This is a genomic window from Pseudomonas sp. ACM7, assembly GCF_004136015.1.
Lineage (GTDB): Bacteria > Pseudomonadota > Gammaproteobacteria > Pseudomonadales > Pseudomonadaceae > Aquipseudomonas > Aquipseudomonas frigoris.
Window position 1 is genome coordinate 1,261,693 of the sequence record NZ_CP024866.1, and the last position, 16,118, is coordinate 1,277,810.

At 60.5% G+C, this 16,118-nt stretch carries 14 protein-coding genes; 5 read left to right on the plus strand and 9 right to left on the minus strand.

Going from position 1 to position 16,118, the window contains the following annotated elements:
* Positions 1-13 precede the first annotated feature (13 nt).
* The 3 genes from CUN63_RS06065 (at position 14) to CUN63_RS06075 (ending at position 4,748) form a co-directional block, all read left to right on the plus strand.
* The gene (locus tag CUN63_RS06065; RefSeq protein ID WP_129437924.1) at positions 14-1,780 is read left to right on the plus strand and encodes an ATP-binding protein; all 1,767 of its coding nucleotides are present in this window, start codon (positions 14-16) and stop codon (positions 1,778-1,780) included.
* Positions 1,774-3,108 carry a sigma-54 dependent transcriptional regulator gene (locus CUN63_RS06070; RefSeq protein ID WP_129437926.1) on the plus strand — a complete coding sequence of 445 codons (1,335 nt, stop codon included), beginning with the start codon at positions 1,774-1,776 and terminating at the stop codon, positions 3,106-3,108. Before CUN63_RS06065 ends, CUN63_RS06070 begins: the two co-directional genes overlap by 7 nt.
* Positions 3,109-3,428: 320 nt before the next feature.
* Entirely contained in the window at positions 3,429-4,748 is a 1,320-nt protein-coding gene (locus tag CUN63_RS06075; protein ID WP_129437929.1) for an MFS transporter, read from the plus strand.
* A 144-nt stretch (positions 4,749-4,892) separates the two neighbouring features.
* Here CUN63_RS06075 and CUN63_RS06080 read toward each other — a convergent pair whose 3' ends face one another.
* The gene (locus tag CUN63_RS06080) at positions 4,893-5,648 is read right to left on the minus strand and encodes a hypothetical protein (protein ID WP_129437931.1); all 756 of its coding nucleotides are present in this window, start codon (positions 5,646-5,648) and stop codon (positions 4,893-4,895) included.
* 212 nt (positions 5,649-5,860) lie between these two features.
* Between CUN63_RS06080 and CUN63_RS06085 the strand changes: the two genes are divergently transcribed.
* Positions 5,861-6,490 (plus strand): flavin reductase family protein, encoded by a 630-nt coding sequence (locus CUN63_RS06085; RefSeq protein ID WP_129437933.1) that lies wholly within the window; start codon positions 5,861-5,863, stop codon positions 6,488-6,490.
* Here CUN63_RS06085 and CUN63_RS06090 read toward each other — a convergent pair whose 3' ends face one another.
* Positions 6,491-6,721, minus strand: a complete 231-nt coding sequence (locus tag CUN63_RS06090; protein WP_008156042.1) for a hypothetical protein — start codon at positions 6,719-6,721, stop codon at positions 6,491-6,493.
* 41 nt (positions 6,722-6,762) lie between these two features.
* The gene (locus CUN63_RS06095; RefSeq protein WP_046049698.1) at positions 6,763-7,116 is read right to left on the minus strand and encodes a putative quinol monooxygenase; all 354 of its coding nucleotides are present in this window, start codon (positions 7,114-7,116) and stop codon (positions 6,763-6,765) included.
* A 428-nt stretch (positions 7,117-7,544) separates the two neighbouring features.
* On the opposite strand from CUN63_RS06095, the gene CUN63_RS06100 reads away from it, so the two are divergent.
* Positions 7,545-8,474: an AraC family transcriptional regulator gene (locus CUN63_RS06100; RefSeq protein WP_129437935.1), complete on the plus strand. Its 930-nt coding sequence runs from the start codon at positions 7,545-7,547 to the stop codon at positions 8,472-8,474.
* 131 nt (positions 8,475-8,605) lie between these two features.
* On the opposite strand, the gene CUN63_RS06105 is transcribed toward CUN63_RS06100, so the two are convergent.
* The 6 genes from CUN63_RS06105 to CUN63_RS06130 form a co-directional block, all read right to left on the minus strand.
* On the minus strand, positions 8,606-9,661 hold the full coding sequence (locus CUN63_RS06105) for an ABC transporter ATP-binding protein (RefSeq protein WP_129437937.1): 1,056 nt from the start codon (positions 9,659-9,661) through the stop codon (positions 8,606-8,608).
* Positions 9,662-9,816: 155 nt separating this feature from the next.
* A complete protein-coding gene (locus CUN63_RS06110) occupies positions 9,817-10,665 on the minus strand; it encodes an ABC transporter permease (RefSeq protein WP_129437940.1) in 849 nt (282 codons plus the stop codon).
* Complete coding sequence (locus CUN63_RS06115; RefSeq protein ID WP_129437942.1) at positions 10,662-11,570, minus strand: ABC transporter permease; 909 nt, start codon at positions 11,568-11,570, stop codon at positions 10,662-10,664. The genes CUN63_RS06110 and CUN63_RS06115 overlap by 4 nt, the downstream gene beginning before the upstream one ends.
* A 142-nt stretch (positions 11,571-11,712) precedes the next feature.
* Positions 11,713-12,816: an extracellular solute-binding protein gene (locus tag CUN63_RS06120; protein WP_129437944.1), complete on the minus strand. Its 1,104-nt coding sequence runs from the start codon at positions 12,814-12,816 to the stop codon at positions 11,713-11,715.
* Positions 12,817-13,034: 218 nt separating this feature from the next.
* Positions 13,035-14,483, minus strand: coding sequence for an aldehyde dehydrogenase family protein (locus CUN63_RS06125; RefSeq protein ID WP_129437946.1), 1,449 nt, complete (start codon positions 14,481-14,483; stop codon positions 13,035-13,037).
* Entirely contained in the window at positions 14,480-16,117 is a 1,638-nt protein-coding gene (locus tag CUN63_RS06130) for a 5-guanidino-2-oxopentanoate decarboxylase (RefSeq protein WP_129437948.1), read from the minus strand. The genes CUN63_RS06125 and CUN63_RS06130 overlap by 4 nt, the downstream gene beginning before the upstream one ends.
* Position 16,118 lies beyond the last annotated feature (1 nt).

The following is a 16,118-nucleotide window of genomic DNA, read 5'->3' on the forward strand; positions in this document are numbered from 1 at the left end:
GCCTGATACTTCCATGCTTGCGACTTCACGTTCCTTGCGTTTGATGCTTTATACCCTTCTGATTGCCGCCGGTGCCGCGCTGGTTGCGGGCTTCGCCATGCGTCACGCCGAGCGCCAGGCCCTCGTGGAAGACGCCGCCCGCGCCAATCAGCAATTGGCTCTCTATGCCAATTCCCTGCACACCCTGATCGACCGCTACCGCGCCCTGCCCGCCGTGCTCGCGCTGGACCCCGAATTGCGCGCCGCGCTCAAGGGTTCGGTATCCGCTGAACAGCAGGACGCACTGAACCGCAAACTGGAAAAGATCAACGGCGCAGCGCAATCCTCGACCCTGGAACTGCTCGACCACACCGGTCTGGCGGTGGCCGCCAGCAATTGGCGTTTGCCCAGCAGTTACGTCGGCCACAACTACGGTTTCCGTCCCTACTTCAGCGAAACACGCACCCAAGGCACCGGGCGCTTTTACGCGGTGGGCGTGACCAGCGGGATTCCCGGTTACTTCCTGTCCAGCGCGGTCACCGATGACAACGGCCAGTTCCTCGGAGCGATGGTGGTGAAACTCGAGTTTCCGGAACTGGAGCGCGAGTGGCGTCAGGGCAGCGACACACTGCTGGTCAGCGATGCACGCGGGATCATCTTCATCGCCAACCAGCCGGGCTGGCGCTATCGGCTGTTGAAACCGCTGAGTGACAGCGATCACGCCGAACTCAAGGTCACCCGCCAATACGACAAACAACCGCTGACACCGCTCGAGTATCAATCGGTGCGGCGCTTCGACGACAACAGTGATCTGACGCGGGTCGTGGGTCCTGACGGGACGGCGAATTACCTGTGGGAATCGCTGCCGCTGAGCACTGAAGGCTGGACGTTGCACCTGCTGCGCCGCCCGCAAGTCGCGTTCGAAGACAGCCGCAACGCCGGGCTCGCCGCCGCCGGGTTGTGGCTGGCCGTGGTGTTTTTGTTGCTGTTCCTCAATCAGCGTTGGCGTCTGGCCAAGCTGCGCCAGCGCAGTCGCGAAGAGCTCGAACAACTGGTGGAAGAACGCACTCGCGACCTGCGCACCGCTCAGGACGGTCTGGTGCAATCGGCCAAACTCGCCGCCCTCGGCCAGATGTCTGCCGCGCTGGCCCATGAAATCAACCAGCCGTTGACCGCCCAACGCATGCAGCTTGCTACTCTGAGGCTGCTGCTCGATCACGGCCGGGTCGACGACGCCTACAAAGCACTCAGACCGGTGGATGAGATGCTGACGCGCATGGCCGCCCTCACCGGTCACCTGAAAACCTTCGCCCGCAAAAGCCCCAGCGGTTTACGCGAACGCCTGGACCTGGCGGCGGTGGTGGACCAATCGTTGCAGTTGCTCGACACACGGTTGCGCGATGAACAGGTCAGCACGGTGCTGCACCTGACGCGCCCGGCCTGGGTGCGTGGCGATGCGATTCGCCTGGAACAGGTGCTGATCAATTTGCTGCGCAATGCCCTGGACGCCATGCAGGACAAACCCTGCAAACGCCTGGAAATCCGTCTCGAAGCCGACGAACAACTCTGGCGCCTGACGGTCACCGACAACGGTGGCGGCATTGCCGAAGAGCATTTGGCCAACGTGTTTGATCCGTTTTTCACCACCAAACCGGTGGGTGATGGCCTGGGCCTCGGGCTGGCCGTATCCTTTGCCATCGTTCACGAATCGGGCGGTCGCCTGAGCGCCGACAATCATGCAAACGGCGCGGTGTTCACCGTGACTTTGCCCATCGATCTGGAGGCTCCTGGCTCATGCTGAATTCAGTGATGGTGGTCGACGACGAGAGCAGCATTCGCAGCGCCGTCGAACAATGGCTGAGCCTCTCGGGGTTCGAGGTGCAATTGTTCAGCCGCGCCGATGAATGCCTGGCGCAGCTGCCGAAGCATTTCCCCGGGGTGATCCTCAGCGACGTGCGTATGCCGGGCATGACCGGCCTGGAACTGCTGGCCGAGGTTCAGCGCCGCGACGCCGACTTGCCGGTGATTCTGCTGACCGGTCACGGCGATGTGCCGATGGCGGTCGAAGCCATGCGCGATGGCGCCTACGACTTCCTTGAAAAACCCTTCAGCCCCGAAACCCTGCTCGGCAGTCTGCGCCGTGCACTGGACAAGCGGCGGCTGGTGCTGGAGAACCGCGCCCTGCACGAGCAGGCGGACAACCGCGCCAAACTCGATGCGACGCTGCTGGGGGTGTCCCGTGGTTTGCAGACGCTGCGTCGGCAAGTGCTGGACCTGGCGACGCTGCCGGTCAATGTGTTGATCCGCGGTGAAACCGGCAGCGGCAAGGAATTGGTTGCCCGTTGCCTGCACGACTTTGGTCCGCGTGCCGACAAACCGTTTGTGGCGCTGAACTGCGCGGCGATTCCCGAGCAGTTGTTCGAGGCCGAGTTGTTCGGTCACGAGAGCGGCGCGTTCACCGGCGCCTCGGGCAAACGCATCGGCAAGCTCGAATACGCCGATGGCGGCACGCTGTTTCTCGATGAAATCGAAAGCATGCCGCTGGCCCAGCAGGTGAAATTGCTGCGGGTTTTGCAGGAGCAGAAGCTGGAGCGGTTGGGCTCCAATCAGAGCATCCGCGTGGATTTGCGGATCATTGCAGCGACCAAACCCGATTTGCTCGACGAAGCCCGGGCCGGACGCTTTCGCGAAGACCTCGCCTATCGGTTGAACGTGGCCGAGTTGCGGCTGCCGCCGTTGCGCGAGCGGCGTGAAGACATTCCATTGTTGTTCGAGTCGTTTGCGCACAATGCCGCCGAGCGTTTGGGGCGGACTTTTCCACCGCTGAGCGGCCCGCAGTTGAGCCACCTGCTGAGCCACGACTGGCCAGGCAATGTGCGTGAATTGGCGAACGTTGCTGAGCGGCAAGTGTTGGGGCTGGGCGAGCCGGAACCGGTGGGGATCGATCCTGGGCAATCGCTGGCGGCGCAGCAGGAAACCTTTGAAGCGCATTGTCTGCGCGCGGCGTTGACCCGGCATAAGGGCGATGTGAAAGCGGTGCTTGAAGAGCTGCAACTGCCGCGCCGGACGTTCAATGAAAAGATGCAGCGGCATGGCCTGACCCGCGAGATGTTTTTGCAAGACAGCTGATTTTTGTGGTGCCTGAACTGGCCTCTTCGCGAGCAAGCCCGCTCCCACAGTTGATTCGAGGTGTAGGCAAATTCTGTGTTCACCGTAGATCCAATGTGGGAGCGGGCTTGCTCGCGAAGGGGCCAGCACTGACGAAGCAATCCCACGCCTGAATAAGCGGTTTTCCGCTCGCACCCGATCCTGAATAAGCGGATTACCGCTCAATAAAACTCGCTACCCCCTCTAAACCGGCCCTCCTCCCTTTGGCACATCTCCTGCTATAGCCCAAGCAGGCTGCGTTTCAACGCGCTCCACAAAAACAATTAAATGAAGGATCCGTCATGGATAACTCACAAACCCTGCCTCTTGGGTCGACCGCTTCGCCTGCCAAAGAAAGAACCACTGCCAGTCGCATCAAATCGATCTTCAGCGGCTCTGTCGGCAACATGGTCGAGTGGTACGACTGGTACGTCTACGCTGCCTTCTCCCTGTACTTCGCCAAAGCCTTTTTCCCCAAAGGCGACACCACCGCACAACTGCTGAACACCGCCGCGATCTTCGCCGTGGGTTTCCTGATGCGCCCGATCGGTGGCTGGCTGATGGGCCTCTACGCCGACAAGGCCGGTCGCAAGAAAGCACTGATGGCTTCGGTGTACTTGATGTGTTTCGGCTCGCTGCTGATCGCCCTGAGCCCAGGTTATGAAACCATTGGCATCGGCGCACCGATCCTGCTGATTTTCGCCCGTTTGCTGCAAGGTTTGTCGGTCGGTGGCGAGTACGGCACCTCAGCAACGTACCTCAGTGAGATGGCGACCAAGGAACGTCGCGGCTTCTACTCCAGCTTCCAGTACGTGACCCTGATCTCCGGCCAGCTCATCGCGTTGGCGGTGCTGATCGTGCTGCAACAAACCCTGACCACCGAGCAGCTGTATGCCTGGGGCTGGCGCATCCCGTTCGCCATCGGCGCACTGTGTGCCGTGGTCGCGCTGTACCTGCGTCGTGGCATGGAAGAAACCGAGTCGTTCACCAAGAAAGAGAAGGCCAAGGAAAGCGCGATGCGCACCTTGATGCGCCATCCGAAGGAACTGATGACCGTGGTCGGCCTGACCATGGGCGGCACCCTGGCGTTCTACACCTACACCACGTACATGCAGAAATACCTGGTGAACACCGTCGGCATGAGCATCTCCGACTCCACCACCATTTCCGCCGCCACGCTGTTCCTGTTCATGTGCCTGCAACCGATCATTGGCGGGCTCTCGGATAAAGTCGGTCGCCGGCCAATCCTGATTGCCTTCGGTATTCTCGGGACGCTGTTCACCGTGCCGATCCTGACCACCCTGCACACCGTGCAGACCTGGTGGGGCGCGTTCTTCCTGATCATGGCGGCGCTGATCATTGTCAGCGGCTACACCTCGATCAACGCGGTGGTCAAAGCCGAACTGTTCCCGACCGAAATCCGTGCGCTGGGCGTCGGCCTGCCGTACGCGCTGACCGTGTCGATCTTCGGCGGCACCGCTGAATACATCGCGCTGTGGTTCAAGAGCATCGGCATGGAAACCGGTTACTACTGGTATGTCACCGCGTGTATTGCCGTGTCGTTGCTGGTCTACGTGACCATGAAAGACACCCGCAAACATTCGCGGATCGAGACTGACTGACAGGCACATCGAGGTCGGCTGTACCGGCCTCTTCGCGAGCAAGTCGAATCGTCGCACCGCCGCTCCCACATTCGACCGCATTCTTCTGAAAGAACTCGGTCAACCTGTGGGAGCGGGCTTGCTCGCGAAGGCCGCGACTCGGTTTCAAGACAACTCGGCAACTTCCGGTTTCGTGAACTTGTTCTGCGCATACGAAGCCCCCGCAATCATCACCACCAATATCCCCGCCAACACCAACGACGAACCGATGGTGCCGAAATCCAGACCTCCCTTTTCATGGGGCTTGGTCAGGAAGTCGCCCAGCGTCGCGCCGAACGGCCGCGTCAGCACAAACGCCACCCAGAACAGCAGCACCGACGAAATCTTCGTGAAGCATTTGAGCAACACCACCACCGCAATTGTCGAGCCAATCAACAGCGCGCCACCGGCAAATCCCAGGCCTGAATCATCGGCCAGGTAATCGCCAAGCGCAGTGCCCAAGGTGTTGGAAAACAGTATCGCCATCCAATAGAACATCTCGCCGCGAAAGGTCTGGACCTTGGTGACGTTCAGCGAATCGCCGCTCAAGCGCCACGCAGCAAAAATCCCTATCAAAATCGCAATCAGGATCATCGAGCCCGCGGCATAGCCCAACCCAAGGGTGCGGTCCATGAAATCAGACATGGTGGTGCCGGCCGTGCTGGTCGACAAAATCACGATCCAGTACAGCACCGGCTTGTAGGTTTTGGACATCAACTGCGTGATCAGCGTCAGTACGAACACGCTGATCAAAATCAGCGAGCTGATGGCATAACCGACGTTGAGAGTCATCGACAGCAAATCTCCCGCGGTTTCCCCCAGGGTCGTCGCGCAGATTTTCATCACCCAGAACGCCAGGGTGATTTGAGGAAGTTTGTTCATCGAGGATAAATCTCCAGTGTTCATGGCGGCCGTTTATCAGGCTTTTGGCCGGTGCGTAGACTGGAGGTGGGGCAGTGAAAAATAGGTAAGTGCTTTATGAAAAATCTGTCACACATGCAAAAGAGCCAGATTAATCGCCGCGCTGGAAATTGCTGGCCACCGCTTGCACTATGGCCCTCTTCGCTACAAACCGAACTCAGGAACCCCGCGCCATGCCCGACGACATCCATTTCTACGAACCCGCCAACGGCCACGGCCTGCCGCATGACCCGTTCAATGCCATCGTCGGCCCGCGTCCCATTGGCTGGATTTCCTCTCAGGATGCCGATGGTCGCTTGAACCTGGCGCCCTACAGCTTCTTCAACGCGTTCAACTACATTCCGCCGATCATTGGTTTTTCCAGTGTCGGGCGCAAAGACAGCCTGAATAACATCGAGCGAACCGGCGAATTCGCCTGGAACCTGGCGACCCGTCCGCTGGCCGAGCAGATGAACCAGTGCTCGGCCATGGTCGGGCCTGAGGTCAACGAGTTCGAGCTGTCCGGGCTGACGCCGGCAGCGTCGAAAGTCATTCAGGTGCCGCGCGTCGCCGAAAGCCCGGTGTCCTTCGAGTGCAAGGTCACGCAGATCATTCAGTTGCAGCGGGCTGACGGGAACGTGGTGCCGAGCTGGCTGATTCTCGGCGAAGTGGTCGCCGTGCATATCGCCAAATGGCTGTTGAAGGATGGGGTGTACGACACCGCCGCGGCAGAACCGATCCTGCGCGGCGGCGGGCCAGCGGATTATTTCCAGCTGGGGCCTGAGGCGTTGTTCAAGATGTATCGCCCGGGGGCGGTCAAGTAATTACCAGATCAGGTCGCCGTCTTCGCTGACGTCCCTGAGGCGGGTCAGTTCTTTGGCTGCGGCCTCATCGGCCTCATGGGCAGTTTTAAAGGTCTGTTCTTCGAGCAGCTTGTGAAAGCGCGGCGCACCCGAACCACCGATGGCCTTGGTGGCGATTGCGGCGTGATAGCCGCCTTCACGGGGTACTACGGCAGATACGGCTTCGAAGGTTTCAAAGGCTTTGCGTGCCATGTCGCGGATCCTGGCTAATGGAGAATTGAGCCATTAAACCCTCAACCCGCCATTTTGTGTACCCACGACTGGGACTGTCCCAGCGCCTGGGCGGCCGACACGTCCTTGAAGGTATGAAAATCCAGGCTGTTGACCACCAGGTCTTGCACCAACCCGGCAAAAATCTGCATGGCCGGGGTGCTGAAATAAGCGGTCATGGCCTGCTGGTTCATCCAGAAACCGGACACCAGCCACAACTCGGGATCGCATTGCGAATGTTGCAGGGCAAAATTCAGGCAACCCGGTGCGCTGCGGGACGGCTCGATCAAGGCGCTGAGGCGCGCACCGAGTTCCGCCGAACGCCCGGCGCGGGCGCGGACAAAGGCCATATGACTGACGGGGATCTGCGTAGACATGTTCAACCCTCCCAGGTACTCGAGTGGCAGCCGTGGGACGGGCTGCGACAGGATCCAAGGTTAAGCGCGCCCCTTCCATCGCGGTTAGTCGATTCCTGCCGGCTTGTTGCACAATCCTGCGCAGCTTGGCTCAACACCTGTAACAACCGGTAAAACCCGTCATACCACTGTCACACGAGCTTTGTGTAGGAGCTGCCGAAGGCTGCGATCTTTTGACTTCTGTTTTCAAGATCTAGAGATCGCAGCCTCCGGCAGCTCCTACAGGGGCAGGCTTGCGTCAGCCGTTGCCCATCTGCATCACGTCATGACGGGGCGGCACACGAAGCCCATGCAGAATCAGGCAAGCTTGAGGCAGGATGTGTCTAGCGCTTCGTCTTGCACAAACTTAAGCTCAACTCATTACCAACGCCTTGCCGAGGATGCCTTGCATGTCGTCGCTCGATCATTTTCAAGCCCCGCTGGACGCCGACATGGAGAAACAGCGCGCGGAACTGGCCGCCATCATTCGCCACAACACGGCGGAGGATGGCACTTATGCGACTGCCGTCGGCTCGCTGTTCATGTCTCGCCACAGTAAGTCCCATGAGTTTGCCCCGGTACTGGCGCAACCCGCGCTGTGCATCATGGCGCAGGGCCGTAAAGAGGTCAGGCTGGCCGATGAATACTTCAATTACGATCCGCTGAATTACCTGGTGGTGTCGGTTTCGATGCCACTGAGCGGGCGCGTGGTGAACGTCACGTCTGAAGAACCGATCCTCGCGGTGCGGCTGGATATCGACCCGGCAGAAATCACCGCGCTGATTGCCGACGCCGGTCCTCTCGGTGTGCCCACCCGGCCGACGGGACGCGGCTTGTATGTCGAACGGATCGACACCGCGATGCTTGACGCGGTGTTGCGTCTGGCACGTTTGCTGGATGCGCCGAAAGACATCGCCATGCTCGCACCGCTGATTCGCCGGGAAATCCTGTATCGACTATTGCGCAGCCAGCAGGGCCATCGGCTGTACGAAATCGCTATCGCCAACAGCCAGAGCCATCGCATCAGCCAGGCGATCAAATGGCTCAACGGCAACTATGAACAGCCGCTGCGCATCGATGATCTGGCGAAGGAAGTGAACCTGAGCGTGTCGACGTTGCATCACCGGTTCAAGGCGATGACGGCGATGAGTCCGTTGCAGTATCAGAAGCAACTGCGCCTGCAAGAAGCGCGGCGGTTGATGCTGGCGGAAGGGCTGGAGGCTTCGGCAGCGGGGTATCGAGTGGGGTATGAAAGCCCCTCGCAATTCAGCCGGGAGTACAGCCGGTTGTTTGGGGCTCCGCCGTTAAGGGATTTGGCGCGGTTGCGGTTGATGGTCTAGCTGAATCTTGTGTTGTTTGTGCCGGCCCCTTCGCGAGCAAGCCCGCTCCCACAGGGGTCTGGTGTACACCGGTCCAATGTGGGAGCGGGCTTGCTCGCGAAGAGGCCGGTACAGTCAATCCACCTCTAATGTCAGGCACCGAGTACGCGACAAGCCTCAGCCGGCAATGTCACCGACACCGGATTGCCAATGCTCAACCCAAACCCCTGACACGGCGTGCTCAACGCCGTAAACGACACCCCGGAACACTCCACGGTCGTCTCAATCGTCGCGCCAATATCACGCACAAACGTCACCTTACCGAGCAACCGATTCCCCGCCGTCGCCTGTGGATGCGACAGTTGCAGGTCCTCAGGGCGAATCAGCATCTTCACTTTCTCACCCACCACGATGCTGCTGCAGATCGGCACTTCCAGCGCCTCGCCACCCGGCAGCCCAATCTTGCCGTTGCCCAGTGCCGTGGCCGGGAAGATATTCCCCGAGCCGATGAAGTCCGCAACAAATTCATTGGCCGGGTGACGATAGATTTCAATCGGCGTGCCCACTTGCTGCACGCGATGTTCACCCAATACCACAACGATATCCGCCATGGTCATGGCTTCACGCTGGTCGTGGGTCACCATGATGGTGGTGATGTTCAAGCGTTGTTGCAGTTGACGGATTTCCACCTGCATCGACTCGCGCAGCTTGGCGTCGAGCGCCGACAGCGGCTCATCCAGCAGCAGGATTTTCGGCCGCGAGGCAATCGCCCGGGCAATCGCCACGCGCTGACGTTGACCGCCGGAGAGTTTGGCCACCGGGCGATCAATCATCTCGCTCAGCTGAATCAGCTCGAGCAACTCCACCACCCGCGCCTGCTGATCAGCCTTGCTGACCCCGCGCAGTTTCAGCGGATAGGCGATGTTCTCCCCCACCGTCATGTGCGGAAACAGCGCCAGTGATTGAAACACCATGCCGAAATTGCGTTGATGCGCCGGGGTGTGGCCGATGTCTTCACCGTCCAGGCGAATCTCGCCGCCGCTCAGGGTTTCGAGCCCTGCAATCATTCGCAGCAACGTGGTTTTACCGCAGCCCGACGGGCCGAGAAAACACACCAGTTTGCCCTCAGGCAAATGCAGGTTTACATCCTTTACCGCGCAGGCCGAGCCGTAATGTTTCTCGACGTTTTCCAGAATCAGACCAGTCATGTTGCACCTCAAGAATAAGGTTCTGGCTGGAGGTCGCCGAGCGAAGATCAGGCAAGGCAAAAGTCTGCGAAGAAGCAGAGTTGACTTTAGTCAATGAGCATTCTGAGCGGACTTTTAACGCAGCATGATCGAGCGCAGGCACCTCCAGGCAGAAGCTAGAACGAAACGCCACCTTCACCAACCAGCTTCTCCAACGCCCATATAAGGACGAAGTCGATCAGCACGATCAGCACGGCAAACGAAAATACGGTTGGGTCGAGCGATGACACGGTGCGGCTGTACATCCAGATCGGCACGGTCATGACGTCGATGGTGTAAAGGAAGTAGGTCACGGTGAATTCGTTGAACGAGACGATGAACGCCAGCAGCATCCCCGCCAGAATCCCCGACTTCATCAGCGGCACCACCACATCGATAATCGCCCGGGTCGGTGAAGCGCCAAGCATCTGCGCGGCTTCTTCGACTTCGCTGCCAATGGAGAGCATCGCGGCGGTGCAGTTTTTCACCACGAACGGCAGCGCCAGGATCACGTGGGCAATCACCAGCCGCGAGGTGGTCATCTGGAACGGCAGGCTGTCGAACACCAGCAGCAACGCCAGGCCCAACACCACCATCGGAAACACCAGCGGCAGCGACATCAATTGCAGCGCCACGGCTTTGCCGCGGAACTCGCAACGGGTCAGGGCATAAGCGGCCGGCACCGCAATGATCGTTGCAAACACCATGGTCAGGCACGCCACCATCAGGCTGGTGGTCATGGCCTTGCCGAGGCTCAGCACATCGCTGGCATCCGGCGACACGAAGGTGTGCCAGGCAGCCTTGTACCATTGCAGGCTGTAGCTGCTCGGCGGGAAGTCGAGGTTCGACGCACCGCTGAACGACATCACGATCATGGTCAGGATCGGCAACACCGCCAGCAGCAGGATGAAGCCCGACAGGATGCCGGCAAACTTGCCGGTCTCGCCGGGCAGCAGCCCATAACGTTTCTTGATCAGAGTGCTCATTGGGAAGCCTCCAGCATGCGCCGACGACGGCCAGTGATGTATTCGGACAAGGTCATGATTGCGAGCGTGGTGACAATCAGCACCACACCGGCAGCGGAGGCGGCGGGCCAGTTCATCAGCGGGGCGATCTGGTCATGCACCATCACCGCCAGCATCGGCACGCGTCGGCCACCGAGCAGCAATGGCACCACGAAGCTGCTGGCGTTGTAGGCGAATACCAACGTCGCGCCAGTGATGATCCCCGGCATGCTCATCGGCAACACCACCTGACGGAACACCTGAAAACGGCTGGCACCCAGGGTTGCAGCGGCTTCTTCATAAGTACGGGCGACGCCGCGCATGGCGCTGGCAATCGGCAGCACGGCCAACGGGAACGCGGTTTGCACCAGGCCCATCAGTACGCCGTTCTGGTTGTAGAGCAGCATGATCGGACGCTTGATCAGGCCCAGGCCCATCAGCGCCTGGTTGAGCATCCCGCCCGGGCCCAGAATCACCAGCCAGCCGTAGCTTTGCAGCAGCAGGTTGACCAGCAATGGCAGCAGCACCGCGGCGAGGAAGATCCGTCGCACAAACGGTGAGGTCAGCCGCGACATGGTGTAGGCCACCGGGATCGCCAATACGACCGCAATCACTGCGCTGATCAGGGCCAGACGCAGGGTCAGCAGCAAGGATTTGAGGTAATACGGTTCCAGCAGTTGGGCGTAACTGGCCAGGCTGAACCCGGTCCATTCCGCGCCTTTGGTGCCCACGCTCATGCGCAGAACCAGAAGGCTGGCGGCGATCAATACGCCCAGAAACAGCATCGACGGCGAGAGGAAAAACCAGGCACGCGTCGTCGGCGAAACACCCCGATTGGTGCGCACTGGAGCGACGGCGACCGGATGAGTCAGAGGTTGGTGTTCCATAGCAAGGGTCTCGTCAATGGCAGATCAGGAATATCTCGCGCCCGGCCCTGTAGGAGCTGCCGAAGGCTGCGATCTTTTGATCTTTTTCAGAGCCACCGAAGAGCAGGATCAAAAGATCGCAGCCTTCGGCAGCTCCTACGGATCAGGAAGAAAAGATTTCCGTGTAACGACGAATCCATTGGTCATGCACGGTGGCCAGGAAGGCGTTGTCGTGCATGATCGCCTTCTCGGTAATCTGCTCTGGCGTGAGGATGAACGGGCTCTTGCGCGCTTCGGCGGAGATGATCGCCTTGGCGTTGACCGGGCCGTTGTAGATGTCTTCAGCCATCTTGCCCTGCACCAACGGGTCCAGAGAGTGGTTGATGAAGGCGTACGCCATGTCGGTGTCGCCCGGACGGTTCTTCGGCATCACCGATTGCATCAAGTCGGTGTAGAAACCTTCCTTCATGCCAAAGGTTGCACTCAGACCGTAGGCCGGATCGCGGATCTGTTTCGGGAAGAATGCCGGCGCGTACAGGCCGCCCATGTCCAGGGAACCGGTGCGGAACAGCTCGGCGATCTGGTTCGGGTTTTCACCCAGGGTTACCACGCGATCTTTCAGCTCGGCGAGTTTCTTGAAGCCCGGCTCAATGTTGTGTTCGTCACCACCGGCCAGTTTGGCGGCGATGATGATCAGGTCCATGGCCTCGGTCCAGTTTGGCGGCGGCAGGAAGATGTTCGGTGCCAAGTCCGCGTCCCACAGGGCGGCGTAGCTGTCCGGCGCTTCTTTCTGAGTGCGCGTGCTGTAGACCAGGCTGTTGCACCAGAGCAGGTAACCGATACCGTGGCCATTGGCGCCGGTGCGGTATTTTTCCGGTACATCGACCAGGTTCGGGATGCGGTTGAGATCGGGTTTTTCCAGCAGGTTGGCCGCGGCCAGACCTTCGGCGCCGACGCCTGCCAGGGTGATGATGTCGTACTGCGGACGATCACCGCCGGCCTTGAGTTTGGCGACCATTTCCGAGGTACTGCCGGTGCGGTCAGCGATGACCTTGCAGCCGTACTTGTCTTCGAAGGTCGCGGCGATGTTGCGCAGGGCTGCCAAGCCGGTGTCATCGGACCAGGTCAGCAAACGCAGGGTCTTGCCCGCAAAGCGTGTGTCGCTGGCGTTAGCCTTGATGAACGGCATGCTCATGGCGGCCGCTGCCACCGAGGCTACGCCCACGGTTTTGATGAATTGACGTCTGTTCAGATCATGCTCGCCCATTACGGACTCCCTTTGTTTTTGTAGGTATGAGGCTGGTCGCAACCGTTGCATCTGCGCCGCCAGATCTGCTCCAAGCCCCCGTATTCACGGGGTTTGCGCTGAGCCGACGGGTTCATCCTGAGGTCGTGCAAAAAACCTGACTATCGATAAAAACTCATTGAAGCCATGACGCCAGCGCATGCCTCATCACGAGGCATGCGCTGACCCTTTTCGAGCCGTCAGACCGCTCGAATCACGTGTTTGATTTCCTGGAAAGCCTGCAAACCCCACGGCCCCAATTCGCGGCCGATGCTGCTCTGTTTGTAGCCACCCCAAGCGGTCTGCGGGAAGATCACTTGCGGCGCGTTGATCCACACAAGCCCCGCCTGCAAAGCGTTGGCGACCCGATCTGCCGCTTCGGCGTCGCGGGTGACCACGCTGGCCACCAGACCGAACTGGCTGTCATTGGCCAAGGCAATCGCCTCGGCCTCGGTGGCAAAACTGCGTACGCAGATCACCGGACCGAAAATCTCTTCACACCACAGCGCACTGTCGAGGGGCACTTCGGTGAAAATCGTCGGCTGCAAAAAATAACCGCGCGACAAGTCCGCCGGGCGATTGCCGCCGCAAACCAGCTTGGCGCCAGCACTCAAACCACGATCAATGTGGCCCAGCACGCGCTGGTATTGCGCCTGATTGACCAGCGCGCCCATTTCCACGTTCGGGTCGAACGGGTCGGCCACGCGAATGGCTTCGGCGCGGGCCTTCAAACGGATGAGGAATTCGTCGGCCAGTTCATCGGCGATCAGCACGCGACTGGTGGCCGAACACATCTGCCCGGCATTGAAGAAACCGCCACCACAGGCCACTTCGACGGCCAGTTCGAGGTCGGCGTCTTTGAGCACCAGCAGCGAGGATTTGCCGCCAAGTTCCAGGCTCACGCCCTTCACGGTTTCTGCGGCGCGTTGCATGACCTGCACGCCGACGGCGTTGCTGCCGGTGAAGGAGATTTTGGCGATGCGCGGATCAGCGGACAACGGCGCGCCGACCGCCAGGCCGGTACCGCAGACCAGGTTGAACACACCCTTGGGCAGACCGGCCTCGGCGATGATCGTCGCCAATTCCAGTTCTGGCAGCGGTGTCACTTCGGACGGCTTAAGCACCACGCAGCAACCGGCGGCCAAGGCCGGGGCGAGTTTCCAGGCGGTGGTAACCATCGGAAAATTCCACGGCACGATCAGGCCGACCACACCGCAGGGTTCGCGGCGCACACGAGCGCTGAAGTCATCGGTTGGCAGCTCCACATTGCTGTCTTGCTTGGCATCGAGACCTTCGGCTAAACCTGCGTAGTACTCGAAGGTGGCGATCACGTCGTCGACATCGATGGCGGCTTCAAACAGCGGCTTGCCGTTGTTGCTCGACTGCAAATGCATCAACTGTTCGCGACCGGCCTGCACGCCCGCAGCAATTTTGCGCAGGATCGCACCGCGCTCGGCGCCGGTGGTTTTCGACCATTCCTTGAAGGCATTGGATGCGGCAGTGACGGCTTGATCGACTGCATGTTCATCGCCACCGTTCACGGTGGTCAACAGGGCTTCGGTCGCCGGGTTGATCACGCGCAGGTGTTCGTTGCCGGCGGACCATTGGCCGTCGATGAACAGGCCGTCGAGTGTCGTAGGGAAACTCATTTCGACACCGCCTTCATCCACACAGTCTGATCGATTTCAATCAGGGTCGGTCCCTGGCGATCGGCAGCGGCGCGCAGAGCGCTGCGCAGTTGCTCGACACCGCAGACGGCTTCGGCTGCACAGCCCAGCGCCTTGGCCACACCAATGAAGTCCGGGGTGTAGATGTCGACGCCAACCGGCTCGATGGCGCGGTTGACCATGTATTTCTTGATCTCTTCGTAGCCCTGGTTATTCCACAGCAGGACGATCACCGGGGTGCGCGCTTCAACGGCGCTGGCCAGTTCCGGCAAGGTAAATTGCAGGCCGCCGTCGCCGATCAGGCACACCACTGGAGGACGCGCGCCGTTTTCAACGCTGCCGCCGAGCCAGGCGCCAATCGCTGCCGGCAAGGCGTAACCGAGGGTGCCGTAACCGGTGGACGAGTTGAACCAGCGACGCGGGCGTTCCGGGTTGAACGTCAGGTTGCCGGTGTACACCGGTTGGGTCGAATCGCCGACGAAGACTGCGCTTGGCAGTTCGTGCAAGACGGTTTCCAGGAAGCGGGTCTGGGCCAGGGTCGGAGCATCCCAGGTGGCAGCCAGTTCGTCGCGCAAGCGTGCGGCACGGACCTGGCCCCAATCGTTACGGCGCTCGGCCAACGACTTGTGGGACAGCGCGCTCAGCAAGGACTGGGCAGCGTTACGGGAGTCGGATACCAGCGCCACTTGCGGCGGATAGTTGCGCACGGTCTGGTCCGGATCGATGTCTACGCGCAGCAGTGCGCCGGGAATTTCGAACCCACCGGCGAAGGTCACGTCGTAGTCGGTCTCGGCCAGTTCGGTGCCGATCGCCAACACCACGTCAGCTTCAGCCACCAAAGCGCGAGTCGCGACCAGGCTTTGGGTTGAGCCGATCAGCAACGGATGGTTGGATTCGAGCATGCCTTTGGCATTGATGGTCAGGGCTACCGGGGCGTCCAGCAGTTCGGCCAGTTCAGTCAACTCGGCCGCGGCATCGATGGCGCCGCCACCGGCGAGAATCAGTGGGCGCTTGGCACCGGCCAGCAGCGCGGTCATGCGGCTGATTGCGCTCGGCGAGGCACCGGCGCGGTCGATGTTCACCGGTACGCTGGCGAGCAGGTCATCGGCCTCTTCTACCAGCACGTCCAACGGAATTTCGATATGCACAGGGCGCGGACGGCCGGCCTGGAACAGTGCAAAGGCACGCGCCAGGACGCCCGGCAATTCAGCCGCCGACATCAAGGTGTGGGAGAACGCCGCCACGCCACCGACCAATGCGCTCTGGTTTGGCAGCTCGTGCAGCTTGCCGCGACCGCCGCCCAACTGGCTGCGCGATTGCACGCTGGAGATCACCAGCATCGGGATCGAGTCGGCGTAGGCCTGGCCCATGGCAGTGGTGATGTTGGTCATGCCTGGGCCGGTGATGATGAAGCACACACCCGGTTTGCCGCTGGTGCGAGCGTAACCGTCGGCCATGAAACCGGCGCCCTGTTCGTGGCGCGGAGTGACGTGGTTGATGCTCGAACGGGCCAGCCCGCGGTACAGCTCCACGGTGTGAACCCCGGGAATGCCGAACACCTGCTCAACCCCGTAATCTTCGAGTAACTTGACCAATACTTCGCCGCACGTCGCCATG

Coding starts and splice junctions, on each gene's coding strand:
- CUN63_RS06065 (WP_129437924.1), top strand. CDS start 14: ATGCTTGCGACTTCACGTTCCTTGCGTTTGATGCTTTATACCCTTCTG.
- CUN63_RS06070 (WP_129437926.1), top strand. CDS start 1,774: ATGCTGAATTCAGTGATGGTGGTCGACGACGAGAGCAGCATTCGCAGC.
- CUN63_RS06075 (WP_129437929.1), top strand. CDS start 3,429: ATGGATAACTCACAAACCCTGCCTCTTGGGTCGACCGCTTCGCCTGCC.
- CUN63_RS06080 (WP_129437931.1), bottom strand. CDS start 5,648: ATGAACAAACTTCCTCAAATCACCCTGGCGTTCTGGGTGATGAAAATC.
- CUN63_RS06085 (WP_129437933.1), top strand. CDS start 5,861: ATGCCCGACGACATCCATTTCTACGAACCCGCCAACGGCCACGGCCTG.
- CUN63_RS06090 (WP_008156042.1), bottom strand. CDS start 6,721: ATGGCACGCAAAGCCTTTGAAACCTTCGAAGCCGTATCTGCCGTAGTA.
- CUN63_RS06095 (WP_046049698.1), bottom strand. CDS start 7,116: ATGTCTACGCAGATCCCCGTCAGTCATATGGCCTTTGTCCGCGCCCGC.
- CUN63_RS06100 (WP_129437935.1), top strand. CDS start 7,545: ATGTCGTCGCTCGATCATTTTCAAGCCCCGCTGGACGCCGACATGGAG.
- CUN63_RS06105 (WP_129437937.1), bottom strand. CDS start 9,661: ATGACTGGTCTGATTCTGGAAAACGTCGAGAAACATTACGGCTCGGCC.
- CUN63_RS06110 (WP_129437940.1), bottom strand. CDS start 10,665: ATGAGCACTCTGATCAAGAAACGTTATGGGCTGCTGCCCGGCGAGACC.
- CUN63_RS06115 (WP_129437942.1), bottom strand. CDS start 11,570: ATGGAACACCAACCTCTGACTCATCCGGTCGCCGTCGCTCCAGTGCGC.
- CUN63_RS06120 (WP_129437944.1), bottom strand. CDS start 12,816: ATGGGCGAGCATGATCTGAACAGACGTCAATTCATCAAAACCGTGGGC.
- CUN63_RS06125 (WP_129437946.1), bottom strand. CDS start 14,483: ATGAGTTTCCCTACGACACTCGACGGCCTGTTCATCGACGGCCAATGG.
- CUN63_RS06130 (WP_129437948.1), bottom strand. CDS start 16,117: ATGGCGACGTGCGGCGAAGTATTGGTCAAGTTACTCGAAGATTACGGG.